Source organism: Chitinophaga sp. 180180018-3 (assembly GCF_037893185.1).
Taxonomy (GTDB): Bacteria; Bacteroidota; Bacteroidia; order Chitinophagales; family Chitinophagaceae; genus Chitinophaga.
On record NZ_CP140772.1, the window covers coordinates 8055653 to 8074608 of the forward strand.

The window sequence follows — 18956 nt, forward strand, 5'->3', positions numbered from 1 at the left end:
CGTAGGTTTGCAAATAAAATATATCCGTCCTTAAAGCATGTCAGTATTCAATCAGCCCAGGAAGAGAGTAATACAGATGATTATACTCGGGATGATAGCACTGATCATCACCCGGTTATTCTTTCTGCAGATCGTGGAGAAGAAGTACGCCAAGCTGGCGGATGCCAACGCGGTATTGCGTAAGGTAGTGTACCCGAGCCGTGGTATCATCTACGATCGCAAAGGCCGCAGTATTCTTGGTAATGATGTGCTCTACGACCTTGTTGTTACCCCGGCCAGTGCAAAAAATATTGATACCGCCTATCTCTGTAATATTTTAAAAATAGATAAGGAAGAATTCAGAAAACGCATCATCAACGCTATTGTTAAGAATGGCCGCGTAAGGCAGTCTGTTTTCGCCCCACTGCTGGCCCCCGATGTGTTCGGACAACTTCAGGAAAGTATGTATCTTTTCCAGCCCGGATTTGAATTAGTGCCGAGGCAGATACGCTCTTATCCTTATTCAGCTGCAGCCAACATACTTGGTTATATCGCTGAAATCTCCCCGGCTATGCTGAAAGATACCGCCAACTACGGGTCGTATAACTCGGGGGATTATCTTGGTTTCACAGGTCTTGAAAAAACATACGAATCCGTATTAATGGGGCAGCGAGGTATTCAATACCTGGTGAAAGATAACCTGAACCGGCCACAGGGCTCTTATGAAAACGGAGAATTCGACAGCGCCGCGGTAGCCGGTAAAAACCTGCGCCTGTCGCTCGATATCGATCTGCAAACGCTCGGGGAAAAGTTGCTGAAAGGAAAATCCGGCAGCATCGTAGCTATTGATCCGCAAACCGGCGGTATCCTGGCTATGGTAAGCGGTCCCAGCTTCGATCCCAACCTGCTTACAGGCTCCAACAGAAGCGCCAATTTCAGCAAACTCTATACAGATACTACCAAGCCGCTCTTTAACCGCGCTATCCAGGCTACTTACCCGCCAGGGTCTACTTTTAAGCCTATGATTGCGCTGGTAGGACTGGATGAAGGAGTGATCACCCCCAGCTTCGGATATCCCTGCGGTGGTGCTTATTATGGCTGTTCCAGGCCTATCAAATGTGAACACCACGATCCGGGCCACGCCGCCAACCTGCGTCTAGCCCTCTCGCATTCCTGTAACTCTTACTTTTCGCACGTTTACCGCCTCAGCGTAGATGCCGGTAAATTTGGCGGTATCAGGGTAGGCGGTATGCAGAAATGGGCCGATTATATGAACAACTTCGGTTTCGGCCATAAGATCGGTGTGGATGTACCAAGTGAAGGCCGCGGACTGGTACCGGATAAAAAATATTATGATGCCCGCTATAAAGGCAGCTGGAACTCCTGTACTTCGGTTTTTCTCGGTATAGGACAGGGAGAATTGCTGTTAACACCTTTGCAGATGGCTAACGCCATGTGTATAGTAGCAAACCGGGGTTCTTATTATATCCCGCATTTTGTGGGCAGCATCGATAGCGATAATACCCATCTCCTCGATAAATACAAAGTGAAACACGATGTAGCACATATCTCTGATACTGCCTACAGCGCTGTAATTCATGGTATGACGGATGTAGTGGAAAGCGGTACCGGCCGCGTGGCCCAGATCGAAGGGATCACCATCGGTGGTAAAACAGGTACGGCAGAAAACTACGGTATCGTCAACGGGGTGAGAACCAAACTGAAGAACCATGCGTTGTTTGTGGCTTTTGCACCTGCAGAAAAAGCCCGCATCGCCATTGCAGTGATCGTGGAAAACTCCGGTTTTGGTGCTAAATATGCGGCACCTATCGCGAGTTTGATGATAGAGCAGTATCTGAAAGACAGTATCTCCGTAAAACGGCAGCCACTGTTGAAAACCGTAATGGAAACAGTTACGATAGACCAGGCCATGTTAGCCAAATCACACCTGGATTCATTGAATAACAATGCTGTGATCAAAAAGAAAAAGCCTTAACAGATCAACGACTAAACTGATTAATTAATAATGAACCGTGCACAAGCCAAACTGACACAAGGGATAGACTGGCCAATAGTTGGCCTGTACCTGGCATTGGTGATAATAGGTATCAGTTCTATCTTCGCTGCGGAATACCGGGGCGACGACAACGTATGGCAGGATATCCTTCACCCGGGTAAAAACTATTCGCGACAGTTGATCTGGTTTGGAGTGTCGCTGGTGCTGGCATCAGTCATCTGGTTAACAGACAGTAAGTTCTTTACTGCCACTGCCAACCTGCTCTATGTAGGTGGCCTGCTGCTATTACTGCTTGTACTGGGGATAGGAAAAGATGTAAAAGGGTCGCACTCCTGGCTGGTAGTGGGCGGCTTTCAGTTTCAGCCTGCTGAGCTGACCAAGCTATGTACTAATCTGGCCCTGGCGAAATACCTGTCGTCGCAGGAAACCGATTTTACCAAGCTGCGATCGAGACTGATCGCTGCTGCCCTGGCGTTGATCCCTGCCGGTATTATCATCCTGCAGGACGAAACAGGGCTGGCACTGGTGTACTTTTCCTTCTTCCTGGTTATGTACCGCGAAGGTCTGCCGGGTGTTTTGCTGGTAATCGCCTTTTCCGGTATCGTGCTGGTGCTCTCGGCCCTGTTAGTGGACCGAACGGTATTGTTTTCCATCTTCACGGTAATCACCGCCCTCGTCATATATTTCATGCGGAGAGAGATAAAACGAAAGCGATCGAAATTAGCCCTGATCCTGGGTATATATGCTTTCTGCGGCCTCTTTGTGATGTTTGTAGTGCCTTTTGCGTTTACTAAAGTGCTGAAAGACTACCAGGTGCGCCGTATCGAGGTAATGCTGGGCAAAGAGAATGATCCCAAAGCAACCTATAACACGCGCCAGAGTATGATCGCTATCGGCTCCGGAGGATTCTGGGGGAAAGGCTATCTGAAAGGTACCCAAACCCGTTATGATTTTGTACCGGAACAGAGTACCGACTTCATTTTCTGTACAATCGGGGAAGATTTCGGCTTTTTCGGCAGTGTTCTTTTCCTGGGTCTCTATGTGGCTTTGCTCTTCCGGGTGATATTTGTGGCAGAGCGACAGCGATCGACCTTTACCCGTGTCTACGCCTATGGAGTAGCGAGTATTATATTCTTCCACCTTGCCATCAATATTTCGATGACCATCGGTCTTGCTCCGGTGATTGGTATTCCATTGCCGCTGGTGAGTTACGGGGGCTCCTCTCTGATGACATTTACCATGCTGATCTTTATCCTGCTCCGGCTGGATGCAGACAGGCAGATGGTGTTGAGATAGCCGCTGCTAAAGTTGTATCTTTGCGGCATGGCGCGTATTATTCCATTATCAGAAGGGTCATTCACTGTAGACGGGACCAAAAAATTCATTCCATTCAAGCCAGGGACAGATCGCATGGAGGATCGCCCGCATGGATCACTACTGGTTGAAATACAACCATTCCTGGTCATTACCGACCGCGATTACATTTTATTTGATACCGGACTGGGTTTCCGTAACCCGGATGGTGTATTGCAGATCCATCAACACCTGATAGATCATGGGGTTAATCCGATGGAGATCACTAAGGTATTGATGAGTCATTTGCATAAAGATCACTCCGGAGGCGTGTCTGCAGCAGATCCTATAACCGGTGAGCGTACGCTGACATTTCCGGGAGCTACCTATTATGTGAATAATGAAGAGATGTTGTATGCCCTGGAACATTCGGGTAAATCATACTTATCAGAAGATATTATTTTGCTGCAACAGCGTGATAATGTAGTGTTTACAACGGGTAATGGTACTATCGACGGTTATATTCATTATGAGGTAACAGGTGGGCACTGTCCGTACCATCAGGTTTTTCTGGTAGATGATGGAGAAGATAAGGTGTTTTTTGGCGGTGATGTGGCTCCGCAGATCTCCCAGATGAAAAGCCGTTTTGCAGCCAAATACGACTATGACGGGAAGCGCAGTATGGAATTGCGCCAGGAGTTCCTGGAGCGTGGCAGGCAGGAAAACTGGACCTTCCTGTTCTATCATGATACCAAAGAACCTTTTGCCCGGTTTTAACCGTGAACAGTTGGATTTAAATGTTTTCTTCTTTCGACAAATTTGCCCTCAGCGGGCAGCATCAGATCAAAACATGGCAACAGCAAAGTTGTAGCTGGGCTTCCTATAGCCTTTATTGTAACCAGGCCTCTCATGAGCTGTACATACCACAAACAATACTGAATCTGGTTATCACAGGGCAGAAAAGAATGTATGATGGCCGGGAGGTGTTGGAAGTACAAACAGGTGATGCCCTGGTGATCCCCGCTGGTACCCTTGTTTGTTCTGAGATATTAAGGCCCTCCGGGCAATACTGCAGTATTAATCTTGTGATCCCGGACCAGCTGATCCTGGACATGCTGAAAAAGCCCGTCCGGCCTGCAGCTCCCTCCAAGTCTATTATGAAACTTCCTGCCAGCAGCGACCGGCAGCGTTTTTCATCCTTTCTGTTACGGCATTTTACCGACGAGGCCTTATCAGTCCCTGATTATTACAGCACCATTAATCGTGCATTGCAGCTATTGGACAGTTATGAAGATGTAAGCAATATGCTGACCCGGTCGGCCCGGCTCCCTTTACCTGAAGTAATGGAGAAGCTGAGTAAGACGTTGACGGAGGTACAATTCCTTGAAGAGATGGCAGCAATGGGGCATATGAGCACGGCAACCCTGAAGCGCCGTTTCCGGGATCTCTATCATAGTAGTCCAATGCAATGGATCATGGATAAAAGGCTGCAGCTAGCGGGCTACCTTTTACGTACCACCTCAAAGCCTATCCAGGAAATAGCTTACGAAACAGGTTTTGAAGATATCCCCCATTTTTACAGGCAGTTTCGCCGGTGCTTCGGTGCTACCCCTTTACAGTGGCGCAAGCTGTAAAGTGATCTTTTTAGCAAATGAATCCGGCTGCCCAAGTCTTAACTTGCAGAAAAAAACGATGAATCATCTTCAACAATTCGCGGAAGCCTGGCATCGTGCGTGGAATGCGCACGACCTGGAGGAGATCCTGTCTCACTACGACGATAATGTAGTCTTTTATTCACCCGTAATAATCCGCATCAACAACGATCCCAGCGGATGCATAAAAGGCAGGGAAAACCTTCGTGCATATTTCGCCAAAGCTCTCCAGGCTTACCCCGACCTGCATTTTGAACTGTATCACATTCTTGAAGGAATTAACTCTGTTGTGTTGTATTACAAAAGTATTAACGAGAAACTGGCTGCAGAAACGATGGTGCTGAACGAACAAGGCCATGTGATTGAAGTAAGAGCACACTATAAGTAATTATGAATTAAAAATTACGAAATAGAGCGAAGACCTTAGCGAATAATAGCATATCACTATACTTATTCGCTAAGGTCTTCGCTCTAATTCGTAATTCGTAATTTTTAATTCATAATTCTTTCTCCTCAAGGTCTCCTTCTAACGCCTCCACCCTGCCCCATTCTGTACATTCTCTGGGTGTTCAGGTGGTTGATCATGATGTTACGGAACTCTCTTTCACTTTTAAAGACCATACCTGCTTTTCTACCGGGCAGCACTTTCTGGAATTCTGAGTTGTAGTGCGACCGGATGTCAAGCATTCTTTTTTCGTAGTTCAGTTCCTTGTCCATGCTTCTCCTGGCGGCGTCGTCCGCATTGTCGGTTGATAGCTGGTCCTGGTTTTTCTTTTGATGACGTTCCGCGATCAGTTGTTCTACTTCACGCGTGTAATTATTATATACAGGCCAGAATTTCTGGGCTTCCTCAGGAGTAAGCGCCAGCTTATTAGTCAGGTATTGTATCTGAATGGCTTTAATCTTTTCTGCGGCATCGTCGGATGGAGGTTGCTGCGCGCTGCTAACCCGGTTAATGGTAAGCAACACCAACGTAACAATCCATATAAAGCTAATACGTTTCATCATTTCTTATCGGGTATCACATTCTTGGGATCGGTTTGTTGCAGGTATTCCTCGATAGCCTCCAGCGGTACTGATTCATTGAGCTGATTCTGTACCGGAGATATTTCTGAACTGGTAGAAGATGCAATGAAAGCATCATTATCAAACGGGCCGGTATGTGTCTGAAGATAACTAACGATATCTTCATCATCCAGGCTTTCCAGTTGTTTTTCGATATTATTATGTCTGTTGTTGCTGCTGGTGACAAACAACAAAGCGGTACTGCCGATAAAAACAGTCAGGCAGGCGGCCACTGTCCACTTAAGCCAGGAACTTACCTTGTTCCGGCTTACCACATACATGGGAGGTACGGAAGGTACATCCTGTTGTGTCCGTAAGGTTTCAAAATAACTATCGGGAACAGTAAGGGGATTGGTTTTCGGTATATTGGCAAGGAACGGAGCAAGCTCCATTAATTCAGCCTGAACAGGGTTCAGTTCGTTAGTATTGACTTGCTGAAGCACCATAGCAGGTAATTCATCAAAATAGCCCTCAGGAACATCGGACTGATGATGAGTAATTGCAACCATAGCAGGCCGGATTGCGTCCAGCTGAATATGCATCATAATAACACCGGGTAATTGTTCGAAGTAACCTTCAGGAACCGAAAACGGTACCTGCACCGGCCATTCTGTACCAGGAGCTATCTGCCTCAATTCATCTGCTATGTTGGTTTGCCTGTTCATAACTGCTTTTTAGACAGTGTAGTTGTTTAATAGTTTAATGTGATTTTAATCTTTTGACAACTTTCTTTAAAAATTACTTAAAATAAGTATTTAAAAAATTCATTATCACCCCTTCCTGATAAATTCCTCAATCTTTTTTACGGCATGATGATAAGAAGCTTTTAAGGCCCCTTCGGAGGTTTCCAATACCTTACTCATTTCTTCGTAAGGCATCTCATCATAATACCTCAGGTTAAAGACGAGCCGCTGTTTATCGGGTAAACTGAGGATGGCCCTTTGAAGTTTCCATTCCAGTTTATTGGGATCAAACTGAGGATCGGCTTTTAATTTATTACTTAAACCTGTTTCAACTTCAGACAGCGAAACGGATGTTTTACGTTTTTGCTGTTCCAGGAAAGTCAGACTTTCGTTGGTGGCAATTTTATACAACCAGGTATATAACTGTGCGTCTTCCCTGAAGTGCTCCAGGTTTTTCCACACCTTTATGAATACGTTTTGTAGTACATCATTGGCATCATCATGGTCCACTACCATGCGGCGTACATGCCAGTAAAGCCTCTCCTGATACTTTCGTATAATGAGGGTAAATCCTTTCTCCCTGGTATCAGGGATACGGTATAATGCCAATAATGTTTTATCGTCCTGTGAAACGGCCATAGGTTAAATGGTTCTAGCCAGGGTTTTTATAAATGAATATAACTAAAAACCTATTTCTGAGACATTGGGATGTCCTGAAAGTTTAAAAACCGACAGATAAAAGAGAGGGGAAACAGTTACCTCTTAACTGGCATCTGTTTCCCCTTTTTATAAAATTTGCGCTGGTGTCCTGTTTTACAGGGCGCCGACTATGCTTTTTTCTTTCTCTGTATGGCTTTTTCAGCAGCTGCAACGATATGATCAGCATCCAGACCGTATTTTGTAAGCAGTTCTACTGGTTTACCGCTTTCTCCGAAAGTGTCGTTAGTGCCTACATATTCGATCGGTACTGTAACATTACGGGCAGCTACCTGCGCGATGCTGTCGCCCAGCCCTCCGAGTACGTTATGTTCCTCTGCAGTAACGGCGCAACCGGTTTTGGTGAGCGATTTGATCACCGCTGCCTCGTCCAGTGGCTTGATGGTGTGGATGTTGATAATTTCAACACTGTAGCCTCTTTCTTCCAATATCTTACCAGCTTCGATAGCGATCCATACCAGGTGGCCACAGGCGAACAGGGTAATATCTGTTCCTTCATGCAGGATCTGGGCTTTACCCACTTCGAATTTTTGGTCTTCAGCGGTAAAATTAGGCCATTTCGGACGGCCGAAACGGAGATATACCGGGCCCTCATACTCTGCGATAGCGATGGTGGCTGCTTTGGTCTGGTTAAAGTCGCAGGGAACAATAACAGTCATTCCAGGCAGCATTTTCATCATCCCGATATCTTCCAGTATCTGGTGGGTAGCGCCATCTTCACCCAGGGTAAGGCCTGCGTGGGAAGCACATATTTTTACGTTTTTATTGGAATAGGCGATAGACTGACGGATCTGGTCGTATACCCTTCCTGTAGAGAAGTTGGCAAAAGTGGTAGTGTAGGGAATTTTTCCGCCAATGGTAAGACCGGCGGCGATGCCCATCATATTGGCTTCAGCAATACCTACCTGAACAAAACGATCAGGGAATTCTTTGATGAAGGCGTTGAGCTTCATGGAGCCGAGCAGGTCAGCTGTTAAAGCCATCACATTCGGGTTCCGGCGACCGGCTTCAAGGATGCCCTCACCAAACCCACCGCGGGTTTCTTTCTCATTGAGTGGTTGAATATCTTTTACCATCGTGGTTTTTTTAAAATTGAAGCATAAAAATAAACATTAAAAGTGATGATCCTAGTTGCTCAGCACTTTATTGCGCAGGCTCACTTCCCATTGCCATGCAGTGCGCATACTGTCTTCAATGCCAATTTTGGGCTCCCAGTGCAGCTTTTCCTTGGCTTTTGAATTATTGGCATAGATAGAGATCACATCGCCTTCCCTGCGTGGGCCTACGGTGTAATTCAGTTTGATACCAGAAATCTTTTCAAAGGCTTTGATGGCTTCCAGTACGGTCACCCCGTTGCCGGTACCGAGGTTGAATACCTCACAGTTGCTGGTATTACGATGTTCAATAAGATACTGCAACGCTTTGGTATGTGCGTTGGCGATATCCATCACATGAATATAGTCGCGTACGCAGGAACCATCGCGGGTATCATAGTCATCACCAAAAACAGTCATTTTAGAGATCTTTCCGATAGCTGTTTGCGTAATAACCGGCACCAGGTTATCGGGTTTGCCCAGCGGCAGCTCTCCGATCAGTGCAGAAGGGTGAGCACCAACGGGGTTGAAGTAGCGAAGCAGGATAGACTGGGTATCATTCACCCGGCTGTAGTCTTCAATGATCTGCTCACCTATTTGTTTGGTACGGGCGTAGGGCGACTGTGCTTCTGCCAGCGGGGTTTCTTCCACTACCGGTAAGGCTTTGGTATTGCCGTATACAGAGCAGGAGGAAGAAAATACCATGTTTGGCACGTTATAGTCTTTTACGCATTTCAGTACGTTAATAAGAGAAGTCAGGTTGTTCTGGAAGTACATCAGTGGTTCATTCACGGATTCACCTACAGCTTTGAGCGCTGCGAAGTGGATAACGCCCACGATGTCTCTGTTTTCATGAAATACAGCATTGGTATCTTCCAGGTTGCAAAGATCTACTTTGTAATTGCGTACCTTTTTTCCGGTAATTTTCTCTATACCGTCCAATAATTGAGTGGTGCTTCTGATATTACTGTCTACAGAAACTACGTCAAACCCATTATTAATCAGATCTACTATAGTATGTGCGCCTATATAGCCACAACCTCCCGTAACAAGAACCTTCATGATATTTCAGATTTACGTTTATTAGTTATTTCAGTGTATTTTTTGGCTCAACACAGTCTCAAGATAGGTACCATAACCGCTTTTCAGCAGCGGTGTAGCCAGTTCTTTCAACTGTTCGGCTGTAATGAACCCTTTGCGGTAAGCAATTTCTTCTATACAGGCTATTTTTATACCCTGTCGTTGTTCAATTACCTGTACAAACTGGGAGGCCTGCATGAGTGAATCGAAGGTACCTGTATCTAACCAGGCTGTTCCGCGAGGTAAGATAGAAACTTTTAATTTGCCACGGCGTAAATATTCTTTATTCACATCGGTGATCTCATATTCGCCACGTGCGCTTGGTTTTAGATTTTTAGCGATTTCCACTACCTGATTGTCGTAGAAATAGAGGCCGGGCACTGCAAAGTTAGACTTAGGCTTAGCCGGTTTTTCTTCGATGGAGAGTACTCTCATATCGTCGCCAAACTCTACAACGCCATACCTTTCCGGATCAGACACCTGGTAAGCATATACGATGCCACCATCGGGCTCTGTATTGCGGGCCAGCTGGCTACCGAGGCCGGAGCCATGGAAAATATTATCTCCCAGTACCAATGCTACATTATCCTTACCAATGAACTCTTCTCCGATGACGAAAGCCTGGGCAAGACCGTTTGGGGTTGGTTGCTCAGCATAGCTAAGGTTCAGGCCGAGTTGCTGACCAGTACCAAACAGGCGCTGAAATGCGGGCAGATCATGGGGAGTTGAAATAATAAGGATATCCTTAATGCCTGCCAGCATCAGGGTGGAAAGAGGATAATAGATCATTGGTTTGTCATACACCGGCATTATTTGTTTGCTGATAGCATACGTAATGGGGTGTAACCGGGTGCCAGAGCCCCCGGCGAGGATAATTCCTTTCATTTGTAAGATCAATTTTTGATGGTCACAGACTTAGTTCTTCCAAAAAAAGAAAAACCGCACAAAAATAGCAGCTCTCTTTTAAATGACATCTTTAAATGACATCTTTTTTTTACAAAAAAAGCTCTCCGTTATAAACGGAGAGCTTTAATATATTTCAGAAAGATAGCTATTTAAATGAATAAACTGACAATAAAATAAGTCAGGGCAGCCAGTAATCCACTGATGGGAATGGTTAGTACCCAGGCCCACAGAAGAGAAACGGTAACGCCCCAACGCACAGCCGACAGCCTTTTGGTGGCACCAACGCCCATGATAGCGCCGGTAATAACGTGTGTAGTACTGGCCGGTATACCCAGGTGCTCAGTCAGGAAGAGGGTAATGGCACCGGAAGTTTCAGCGGCCACACCTTCCAGCGGAGTTACCTTGGTGATGCGGGTTCCCATTGTTTTTACAATTTTCCAGCCACCGCTCATGGTTCCGAGGGCAATGCAGGTAAAGCAGGCCAGCGGGATCCAGTCGGGCATAGCCTTGATATTGTCGATATAACCGGCAGAAACCATTGCCGCAGCGATGATACCCATTACTTTCTGTGCATCATTACTACCGTGGCCAAGGCTCAGGGCAGCGGATGATGCCAGCTGAAGGCGTTTGAACCAGCTTTCTGCCCGGTATGGATTGGCTCTGCGGCAGACATTGACGATAATCAGCGTGATGATGAACGCTACGACCATACCGATCAGCGGTGCCAGCACAATGAAATATACGGTAGGCAATACTTTATGAAAGTTGATCACTGCCATGTTACCACCGGAAGCAGTTACAGCAGCACCAATGAAACCGCCGATGAGTGTATGAGAAGAACTGGAAGGTATACCCAGCCACCAGGTGAACAGGTTCCAGGTAATAGCTGCCACCAGGCCGCAGACGATCACTTTTAAGGTGATATACTGTTCAAATACGGAGCTGGCAACAGAGTTGGCTACCTTAAACTCACCAATTACATATTTGGCGATAAAAAAAGCCGCAAAGTTAAAAACCGCGGCCCAAAGTACTGCCTGAAAAGGGGTTAGTACCTTGGTCGATACGATGGTGGCAATAGAATTGGCTGCATCATGGAAACCATTAATGTAGTCAAAAATGAATGCCAGTATAACAATGATTACGAGTAAAGTCATGACATCAGGAGAATTATGCGTTCAGAACTGTATTCCCCCTTTATCAGGAGTACTTGATAATAATGGTTTCTATTACATTAGCGCAGTCTTCGCATTTATCGGTAGCGATTTCCAGCGCCTGGTAGATTTCACGCATTTTGATCAGTTCTGCTGCATTTTGCTCAGTATCGAACAGGTCGGCGATAGCCATGTCATAGATATCGTCAGCATGGTTTTCAAGGCTGTTGATTTTTACACAGGCGTCTGTAATAACGCGCATGTTCTGCATATTGCGCAGTTCAGGGATTGCTTTAGCGAGTTCCAGTACTCCCAGATGGATCAGTTCAGCGAGTTTGCGAATACTTTCGTTGGCTTTGTATACTTTGTAGAGATCCATTCTTTTGGCAGAGCCGTGTATATAATCAGCTACATCATCGAGTGTGGCCGCCAGGTAGTGGATGTCTTCACGGTCGAACGGGGTGATAAAATTCTGTCCGAGCTCTACAAATATGCGGTGGGTATAATCGTCGTTTTTGTGTTCCAGGCGTTCTATGAGGTGTACTTTATCTTTTCTTATAGCCAGATCTGTGGTTGCAACGAGGTCGTTCAGTACAGTTGCCATTTCAACCAGATTGGAAGCCACATCTTCAAACAGAGAATAAAATACCCGGTCTTTCGGCATAAATAGTTTAACAAAAGAATTGAAGCCTCCCATACGTTTGAGTTTAAATTTGCCGCAAAAATAGCTTTCAGAATCTATCCCGGCCACGGAAAAAAGGGAATTAATAATTCCTTAACACTGGATTAATATAAAAGTAATATAGCGATTTTTCCTTTGTATTGAAAATAATACTCATAAAACAGGCTGCCTACAACCTGTACATACAAGCTGGAATGTCAGATAAACGCCCATTAGATATAGCCGTTATCTCAGATGTACATCTGGGTATATACGGTTGTCATGCTAAAGAACTGGTCCAATACCTAGATAGTATCAATCCCCGTATCCTTATACTGAATGGAGATATTATTGATATCTGGCAGTTCAGTAAACGTTATTTTCCAAAAGCGCATACTAAGGTAATCCGGAAGATCCTGAAGATGATCGGTAAGGGTACAGAAGTATATTATCTCACGGGTAATCACGATGAGGCACTCCGCAAATACGCCGGTTTTGAGCTTAGCAATTTTACGATCGATAATAAGCTGATCCTCGATGTTAACGGGAAGAAGCACTGGTTTTTTCACGGTGATGTTTACGATGTTACCATGAAAAATTCCAAATGGCTGGCTAAACTCGGTGGAAAAGGATACGATCTGCTGATTATCCTGAACCGGCTGGTGAATCATCTGCTGGAAAGTTTAGGCCGGGAAAAGATGTCGTTTTCCAAGAAAGTGAAGCAGGGTGTTAAATCAGCAGTTAAGTTCATTTCCGATTTTGAACAAACAGTTGCTGAAATAGCCATAGATAAAGGGTTTGATGTAGTATGCTGTGGGCATATTCATCAGCCGCTGATCAAGGAAATGCAGGTAGGGGATAAATCTGTGACCTATCTGAATTCGGGCGACTGGGTAGAAAGCCTGACCGCTTTAGAGTATAATAACCAACAATGGTCCCTATATCAACATCCCATTACGAAATCCCGTGTAGTATTGGCTGATGATGAGGATGATGCTGCTGCCGACTGGGATGCTACACGAATTATCACCTTCCCTGGCGCTTAAGCTGCTTAAACTGTAGTTGTCCGGTGGCTGGATATCCAGCCGCAGGATCAGGATTTAATTTTAGCTATGATGATATTACGCGGATATATCTCCCGTTAATGTCTTAAAAATATATTTAATATAATTTAAATATAATTATATTTAAATGTGATTTTCACAAAATCATAACAAGTGCTTAATATTAAATTAAAAGTAGACTTATAAGTTTGCCAGAGAAATAATTAAGTGTGACGGTAAAATCACATTTAGAACAGCAGAAAAACAGTTCGATGAAAGTATTGAAGTTGCATCCTTTAATGACTATCTCCCTATTGCAAATGCAGATCCAGCGTTTGCTCTTTTGTAATGTGGCAGTATATGTCCGCAATTCATTAGCCAATACTTTTGATACTTTGAAAGAGGCAGGTTTTGAGGAAGATGTGCTGATAGAATTCCCGATCGACGAGACGCTGAGTTTACGGGAGTTTGAAGAGGAGGTAGAAGAGCGGTTTAATTTTTCGCTGGAATTGTGCAATAAGGATAACAAGCCTTTTATGAACAAGAGCCAGCATCTGTTCCAGATAGCGCGGGTGGCTTCCGACAGGAAAGACGACCGGAATTATCAGCTGGATATATCCCTTGATATGCTGACGAACAATCACCGTCAGCAGCCACCGCAGAATATGTGGTAATCTCCAATACCTTTCTCCATTTTTTCTACTGTGATCCGCCTGTGTTATTTTAATATGCTGGTAATATTTACTTAATAATCTGGTAATATACAGCGGATAAATTTGCTTCGTTAACATCCACCCATTCTGTATCGTGCATCCCTGATACCTGTTTGAAAACAGTATTCATTCCACTGCTCTGAAAAAGTGTAGTGGACAACTTTAGTATTTACAATCCAGATATCATAAACTGTATTAACATCGCCCGGGTTTTTACCCGGGCGTTCTCAGTTATTGGTGGCCTTATTTACCAAGTTTGGCCATATATTTTTCAGGTGCTTTTTCAAATACACCTTTACAGGTCGTAGAACAGAAATGCACGGTATCGCCTTTATACACTGCCCATTCTTTATAGGTGGTATCATAAGGCATTTCACAAACGGGATCCGGTAATTTACCATTTATTGCTGTCAGCTGATTTTTTGCCGGAGCTGGTGTCTGCATTGCAGTGCTGTCTGTAGCTGCAGGCTTTTGTTGTTGGGCACAGGCAAAAAGAAATATAGCGCTACAGGCGATGAATATATGTTTCATGACAAAGTTTTTTGCGAAGATAGGGAAGGAAGAATTAAGAATATAGAAAGAAGAATTAAGAAACAGAGCGAAGACTTTAGCGGATAATATTGTATTGAGATTTGGAGTGAACCCAAAAGGTTAGACGTTTTTTAAAATTAAAGAGATTAAGTTAAATGGCCTGAGTTCGGTAATTTACAGGGCTCAGGCCATTTAATTTTAGTTTGATTCTATCGTTATTGTAGTAGCCAATATATTCTTCAATCTGCTGTTTTAAGACTGTAATAGAGTCAAATTTTTCAAGATAGAACAACTCTGTTTTTAGGACACTAAAGAAACTCTCCATAGCAGCATTGTCCAAACAATTACCTTTTCCAGACATGCTCTGCTCGATATTGCAGTCAATCAGCATCTTTTGATATTGTTTCATCTGGTATTGCCATCCCTGATCAGAGTGTAATATCAGTTTGCTATCGGTAGGCAGCCTGGGGAAGGCATTTTGAAGCATATCAATGATTGGCTGAAAGGTGGAGCGTTCCGATAGACTATAACTTACTATTTCCCCATTGTACAGATCCATTATAGGAGAAAGATAGAGCTTTTGATCTCCTACCATAAACATGGTTACATCTGTAACCCATTTTTGGCAGGGCTTCTCTGCTTTAAAATCCCTCTTTAGCAGATTGGGCGCGATTCTGCCCTGCTGCCCTTTATAAGATCTGTATTTTTTTACCCTGACCAGGCTTTTCAAATTACAGGCCCTCATCATTTTCAGTACTGTCTTGTGATTAATTTCCCTGCCTGATCGCCTCAATGCTGCTGTTATGCGTCTGTAGCCATATCTACCTTTATGCTGATGGTAAAGCGCTGTTATTGCTCCTTTTAATATGGCATGTTTATCAGGTACTGACACTTGTTTGAGATAGTAATAATAAGTACTTCGAGCCATCCCTGCCACCTTCAGCAGTAACTCCAATGAATAATGCGGCCTTAATTCTCTGATGGCTCTTGCCGCTTGTTTTGATCCTGAGCGGCTTTTTCTTCCTGAATTAAGGCATCCAACTTTTTTAGGTAGGCATTCTCCGCCCGCAAATACAACAGCTCTGCCTCTAAAGCCGCTAGTTTGGCCTGTGTTGGATCTGTTACTGGTTTTTTACTCTTTTTCGATTTTTTTGTCATCGTCGAACTTTTTCGGCCTCTTGTCTCTTTTAACAACCCGGCAGCTCCCTCTCGTTCATACTTTTTAAGCCATCGACCAACTATATTATCCTGGGTAATACCAAAAATCATGGCTGTTTGCATTAAAGATAACCCCTTTTCAAACATATACTGGAGCACCTGGAATTTAAATGTTCCTGTATAATTACCTGGGCGCTGCTGTAATCCTGCTTGTCCATGAAGCTTATAAAGATTGACCCAACGGTGAATTGTGGTATCGGTGCCTCCGATCTTGCGGGCAGCTGAGCTAAATGTGTCATGACCTGACAGTACGGACTTAACTGCTATTTGCTTTTGTGCTAAACTGTATTTGATTCGCTTATCCATAAAAATGCCCCCATAAAGTGTCTAACTTTTTGGGGGCACTTCAATTATTATCCGCTAAAGTCTTCGCTCTGTTTCTTAATTCTTCTTTCTATATTCTTAATTACCAGATCACTACTCTCTTCGCTTCAGGCAGCGCCATTTTGCTTCCTGGAGCGCAGCCCCAGGCAGCCTGGAATTCAGCCAGGTGAGGCAGAGGGCCGAGGATGCGGAAGCGGGCCGGAGAGTGTTCGTTGGTTTGAATCTGGTTGCGGAGGGCAGCATCAGTAATGTTTTCGTGCCAAACCTGTGCCCATCCGAGGAAGAACCGTTGTTGCCAGGTATATCCGTCGATTGGTTTGGGTTCAGGTTTGCCCTGCAGGGATTTAGCCAGCGCGTGGTAGGCCAGGGTAAGGCCTCCCAGATCTGCTACGTTTTCACCGACAGTCAGTTTACCGTTGATGAAAAAGCCCGTTAATGGTTCCAGATGATTGAAGTAATCGATATAACGTTTGGTAAGCTGATCAAATTTTTCGCGGTCGGACTTAGTCCACCAGTTTTTCAGATTACCATCGGCGTCGAATTGAGAGCCCTGATCGTCGAAGCCATGGGTGAACTCATGACCGATTACGGCAATGATACCGCCATAGTTGATGGCATCATCAGCATCCTGGTTGTAGAATGGAGGCTGCAGGATACCGGCAGGGAATACTACTTCGTTGTTTAACGGGTTGTAGTAAGCATTTACGGTTTGTGGTGTCATACCCCACTCTGTCTTATCCACAGGTTTACCGATTTTGTCGATGTTTTCCTTGTGGGCATATAAAGCGGCAGAAATGAGGTTTTCGATAAGGGTACCTTTATCGATATTGATGGTAGAATAATCTTTCCATTTATCCGGATAGCCGATCTTATAAGTGAAAGATGCCAGTTTTTTATGGGCCATCTGTTTGGTGGAATCGCCCATCCAGGTGAGCTTGTCGACTCTTTCTCCATAAACAGTCCGCACATTTTCGATCATTTCAGAAACTTTCTTCTTGCTGCTTTCCGGGAAGTATTTTTTAGCGAACAATTTACCCAGCGGCATGCCCAGGGTACCATCAGCAGAGCGGATGGCCCTTTCTGTACGTGCTTTCTGAGCTTTTCTGCCAGACATTACGGTGCCATAGAAATGAAAGTTTTCATCGTCTATTGCTTTTGGCAGGTAGCTGGCGAAGTGACTCAGCAGCTGCAGGCGGGTATATGTTTTCAGTATTTCAAGGGGAGTGGCTTTCAGCAGCGCATTGGCGCTGGTGAGGTACGCCTTGTTCTGAATAATGAGGGTATCGGTTTTGATATCCTGTTTAGCAGAGAAGCCTTCCCAGTCAAAGTCAGGCGCCAGCTTTTTCAACTCAGAGAACGCAGACCGGTTGTAGGTTTTCACCGGGTCGCGGAGTGCATCTTTAGGAAGTTGCACCTTTGCCAGTTTCGTTTCAAATTCCAGGATGGTTTTACCAGGATGTTCGTCTTTCAAGCCAGCCAGCTGGAACATTTTATCTACGTGTGTTACGAACTCATCGCGAACATTCTTAGTAGCCGGATCCTGTCTTTCGTAGTAGGTTTTATCGCCCATACTCAGCCCGTCCTGGCCCTGATACAGCACATTTACTTTGCTGTTCCTGGCATCTGCCTCTGCATAGAAACCAGTGAAGGTGGAGATGCCCAGTTTCTGTAATTCGCCGCAGACACTGGACCAGTCGTTCAGATTGGCAGCTGCATTGATCTTATCCAGATAGGGTTGCAGTGGGGTAATACCGCGTTTTTCGATAGTAGCGCTGTCCAGGAAAGACCTGTAATAATCAGCAATTTGTTGTTCTTCAGTACCTTTTTTCAGATCAGTTTTTGCCGTGATTTCTGCAATAATGCTTTTCAGACGTACTTCCTTGTTTTCTTTATCAAGGACATTGAATGCGCCCCAGCGGCTTTCGGTTGATGGGATTGGGTGTTGTTTTTTCCAGTTGCCGTTGGCAAAGTTGTCGAAGTCGTCGCAGGCTTTGAAAGTGGTGTCCAGATCGGCCATGTTAAAGGCGGGAACCTTTATGGCGTTTTCTGCAGTCTGGCTGGCATTGCCGGTACTGTCTGCGTCGCCCTTTTTGGAGGAACTACCGGAGTTGCAGGCTGCCAATGTAACCATAGCCGCCAGCAACGGTAGTTTTACCGAATTGGTTTTGCTCATATATAAAACAGGTTTAGTATTTAAAGGTATGGAAAACGGGGCATCCTGCAGAAGGTGATTTTTATAAACGGTAATCTTTCCCCTACCGGTTAACGATCATTTCTTATAAATCTCTGAATAATTAGGTAGGTTTGTGTTAGCAAATTGAGATATTGATGACATTTGGGTTTAAATTGTACAGGATCACTACAGCCTTGTCGCTGGTTATTTCCGGGCTATTTACTTTTTCGCTTTTATCAAGCATACCTATGGTAGGGTTTAACTTTTTTTCGTTGTTATTTCTGGTGACTATCGGGGCATGTTTTGTCCATAGTATTCTATCGATATATTTTCAACGACACCTGATGATGCCGGAAATTCCGATGAAGAATAATTTCCCGAAGCGATTGAAGAGGGCCGGTATAGTTGGGCTGGTAGGTGTATTTCTGCTGGTTTTTGCCGGAATACTAATGTTATTGGTATCCAGGGAGCAAATGACCGAGATCGTTGCCATGCAGCCACCAGAGCAACGGGAACGCGTAAGTTATGATATGGTGAAAACATTAGGTACTGTACTGTTCCTGACAGGAGTTTTATTTACAATCAACATAGACCTGTCGTTCCGTTTTCTGAAAGAGTGGCGGCAGCAGAACGGCGATGGGCATAACGTGGATTAA

20 protein-coding genes are annotated in these 18956 nt (G+C 44.8%); 8 read left to right on the forward strand and 12 right to left on the reverse strand.

What is annotated here, in order from left to right:
* Positions 1-37: 37 nt before the first annotated feature.
* Genes mrdA through UNH61_RS32010 form a run of 5 tightly spaced genes read left to right on the forward strand, consistent with a single transcriptional unit; the run spans position 38 to position 5329 of the window.
* A complete protein-coding gene (gene mrdA, locus UNH61_RS31990; protein ID WP_326996098.1) occupies positions 38-1975 on the forward strand; it encodes a penicillin-binding protein 2 in 1938 nt (645 codons plus the stop codon).
* A gap of 30 nt (positions 1976-2005) precedes the next feature.
* Positions 2006-3292: a rod shape-determining protein RodA gene (gene rodA / locus UNH61_RS31995; RefSeq protein WP_326996099.1), complete on the forward strand. Its 1287-nt coding sequence runs from the start codon at positions 2006-2008 to the stop codon at positions 3290-3292.
* Between the two features lie 27 nt (positions 3293-3319).
* Positions 3320-4066, forward strand: a complete 747-nt coding sequence (locus tag UNH61_RS32000; RefSeq protein WP_326996100.1) for an MBL fold metallo-hydrolase — start codon at positions 3320-3322, stop codon at positions 4064-4066.
* A gap of 20 nt (positions 4067-4086) precedes the next feature.
* A complete protein-coding gene (locus UNH61_RS32005; RefSeq protein ID WP_326996101.1) occupies positions 4087-4923 on the forward strand; it encodes an AraC family transcriptional regulator in 837 nt (278 codons plus the stop codon).
* A gap of 58 nt (positions 4924-4981) precedes the next feature.
* Positions 4982-5329: a nuclear transport factor 2 family protein gene (locus tag UNH61_RS32010; RefSeq protein WP_326996102.1), complete on the forward strand. Its 348-nt coding sequence runs from the start codon at positions 4982-4984 to the stop codon at positions 5327-5329.
* Positions 5330-5454: 125 nt separating this feature from the next.
* Here UNH61_RS32010 and UNH61_RS32015 read toward each other — a convergent pair whose 3' ends face one another.
* From UNH61_RS32015 to UNH61_RS32050, 8 genes are all read right to left on the reverse strand, one after another.
* On the reverse strand, positions 5455-5949 hold the full coding sequence (locus UNH61_RS32015) for a hypothetical protein (protein WP_326996103.1): 495 nt from the start codon (positions 5947-5949) through the stop codon (positions 5455-5457).
* Entirely contained in the window at positions 5946-6671 is a 726-nt protein-coding gene (locus UNH61_RS32020) for a hypothetical protein (RefSeq protein ID WP_326996104.1), read from the reverse strand. The genes UNH61_RS32015 and UNH61_RS32020 overlap by 4 nt, the downstream gene beginning before the upstream one ends.
* Positions 6672-6776: 105 nt before the next feature.
* Positions 6777-7328 carry a sigma-70 family RNA polymerase sigma factor gene (locus tag UNH61_RS32025; RefSeq protein WP_326996105.1) on the reverse strand — a complete coding sequence of 184 codons (552 nt, stop codon included), beginning with the start codon at positions 7326-7328 and terminating at the stop codon, positions 6777-6779.
* A 188-nt stretch (positions 7329-7516) separates the two neighbouring features.
* Entirely contained in the window at positions 7517-8482 is a 966-nt protein-coding gene (locus tag UNH61_RS32030; RefSeq protein WP_326996106.1) for a transketolase C-terminal domain-containing protein, read from the reverse strand.
* Between the two features lie 51 nt (positions 8483-8533).
* Complete coding sequence (gene galE / locus UNH61_RS32035) at positions 8534-9562, reverse strand: UDP-glucose 4-epimerase GalE (RefSeq protein WP_326996107.1); 1029 nt, start codon at positions 9560-9562, stop codon at positions 8534-8536.
* Between the two features lie 30 nt (positions 9563-9592).
* Positions 9593-10474, reverse strand: a complete 882-nt coding sequence (rfbA, locus tag UNH61_RS32040; protein WP_326996180.1) for a glucose-1-phosphate thymidylyltransferase RfbA — start codon at positions 10472-10474, stop codon at positions 9593-9595.
* Positions 10475-10635: 161 nt separating this feature from the next.
* Positions 10636-11640 carry an inorganic phosphate transporter gene (locus UNH61_RS32045; protein WP_326996108.1) on the reverse strand — a complete coding sequence of 335 codons (1005 nt, stop codon included), beginning with the start codon at positions 11638-11640 and terminating at the stop codon, positions 10636-10638.
* A gap of 43 nt (positions 11641-11683) precedes the next feature.
* Complete coding sequence (locus tag UNH61_RS32050) at positions 11684-12334, reverse strand: DUF47 family protein (protein WP_326996109.1); 651 nt, start codon at positions 12332-12334, stop codon at positions 11684-11686.
* Positions 12335-12513: 179 nt separating this feature from the next.
* On the opposite strand from UNH61_RS32050, the gene UNH61_RS32055 reads away from it, so the two are divergent.
* Entirely contained in the window at positions 12514-13344 is an 831-nt protein-coding gene (locus tag UNH61_RS32055) for a UDP-2,3-diacylglucosamine diphosphatase (RefSeq protein ID WP_326996110.1), read from the forward strand.
* Between the two features lie 269 nt (positions 13345-13613).
* Entirely contained in the window at positions 13614-14015 is a 402-nt protein-coding gene (locus tag UNH61_RS32060) for a hypothetical protein (protein ID WP_326996111.1), read from the forward strand.
* A gap of 282 nt (positions 14016-14297) precedes the next feature.
* On the opposite strand, the gene UNH61_RS32065 is transcribed toward UNH61_RS32060, so the two are convergent.
* The 4 genes from UNH61_RS32065 to UNH61_RS32080 form a co-directional block, all read right to left on the reverse strand.
* On the reverse strand, positions 14298-14585 hold the full coding sequence (locus UNH61_RS32065; protein ID WP_326996112.1) for a YHS domain-containing protein: 288 nt from the start codon (positions 14583-14585) through the stop codon (positions 14298-14300).
* Between the two features lie 151 nt (positions 14586-14736).
* On the reverse strand, positions 14737-15540 hold the full coding sequence (locus UNH61_RS32070; protein WP_326990558.1) for an IS3 family transposase: 804 nt from the start codon (positions 15538-15540) through the stop codon (positions 14737-14739).
* Between the two features lie 14 nt (positions 15541-15554).
* A complete protein-coding gene (locus UNH61_RS32075; RefSeq protein WP_326990557.1) occupies positions 15555-16109 on the reverse strand; it encodes a helix-turn-helix domain-containing protein in 555 nt (184 codons plus the stop codon).
* 100 nt (positions 16110-16209) lie between these two features.
* Positions 16210-18300, reverse strand: coding sequence for a M13 family metallopeptidase (locus UNH61_RS32080; RefSeq protein ID WP_326996113.1), 2091 nt, complete (start codon positions 18298-18300; stop codon positions 16210-16212).
* Between the two features lie 344 nt (positions 18301-18644).
* Here UNH61_RS32080 and UNH61_RS32085 point away from each other — a divergent pair, with 344 nt between their 5' ends.
* A complete protein-coding gene (locus UNH61_RS32085; protein ID WP_326996114.1) occupies positions 18645-18956 on the forward strand; it encodes a hypothetical protein in 312 nt (103 codons plus the stop codon).

Bases quoted from the DNA above. Each gene is read 5' to 3' on its own strand.
- mrdA (WP_326996098.1), top strand. From the start codon at position 38: ATGTCAGTATTCAATCAGCCCAGGAAGAGAGTAATACAGATGATTATA.
- rodA (WP_326996099.1), top strand. From the start codon at position 2,006: ATGAACCGTGCACAAGCCAAACTGACACAAGGGATAGACTGGCCAATA.
- UNH61_RS32000 (WP_326996100.1), top strand. From the start codon at position 3,320: ATGGCGCGTATTATTCCATTATCAGAAGGGTCATTCACTGTAGACGGG.
- UNH61_RS32005 (WP_326996101.1), top strand. From the start codon at position 4,087: ATGTTTTCTTCTTTCGACAAATTTGCCCTCAGCGGGCAGCATCAGATC.
- UNH61_RS32010 (WP_326996102.1), top strand. From the start codon at position 4,982: ATGAATCATCTTCAACAATTCGCGGAAGCCTGGCATCGTGCGTGGAAT.
- UNH61_RS32015 (WP_326996103.1), bottom strand. From the start codon at position 5,949: ATGATGAAACGTATTAGCTTTATATGGATTGTTACGTTGGTGTTGCTT.
- UNH61_RS32020 (WP_326996104.1), bottom strand. From the start codon at position 6,671: ATGAACAGGCAAACCAACATAGCAGATGAATTGAGGCAGATAGCTCCT.
- UNH61_RS32025 (WP_326996105.1), bottom strand. From the start codon at position 7,328: ATGGCCGTTTCACAGGACGATAAAACATTATTGGCATTATACCGTATC.
- UNH61_RS32030 (WP_326996106.1), bottom strand. From the start codon at position 8,482: ATGGTAAAAGATATTCAACCACTCAATGAGAAAGAAACCCGCGGTGGG.
- galE (WP_326996107.1), bottom strand. From the start codon at position 9,562: ATGAAGGTTCTTGTTACGGGAGGTTGTGGCTATATAGGCGCACATACT.
- UNH61_RS32045 (WP_326996108.1), bottom strand. From the start codon at position 11,640: ATGACTTTACTCGTAATCATTGTTATACTGGCATTCATTTTTGACTAC.
- UNH61_RS32050 (WP_326996109.1), bottom strand. From the start codon at position 12,334: ATGGGAGGCTTCAATTCTTTTGTTAAACTATTTATGCCGAAAGACCGG.
- UNH61_RS32055 (WP_326996110.1), top strand. From the start codon at position 12,514: ATGTCAGATAAACGCCCATTAGATATAGCCGTTATCTCAGATGTACAT.
- UNH61_RS32060 (WP_326996111.1), top strand. From the start codon at position 13,614: ATGAAAGTATTGAAGTTGCATCCTTTAATGACTATCTCCCTATTGCAA.
- UNH61_RS32065 (WP_326996112.1), bottom strand. From the start codon at position 14,585: ATGAAACATATATTCATCGCCTGTAGCGCTATATTTCTTTTTGCCTGT.
- UNH61_RS32075 (WP_326990557.1), bottom strand. From the start codon at position 16,109: ATGGATAAGCGAATCAAATACAGTTTAGCACAAAAGCAAATAGCAGTT.
- UNH61_RS32080 (WP_326996113.1), bottom strand. From the start codon at position 18,300: ATGAGCAAAACCAATTCGGTAAAACTACCGTTGCTGGCGGCTATGGTT.
- UNH61_RS32085 (WP_326996114.1), top strand. From the start codon at position 18,645: ATGATGCCGGAAATTCCGATGAAGAATAATTTCCCGAAGCGATTGAAG.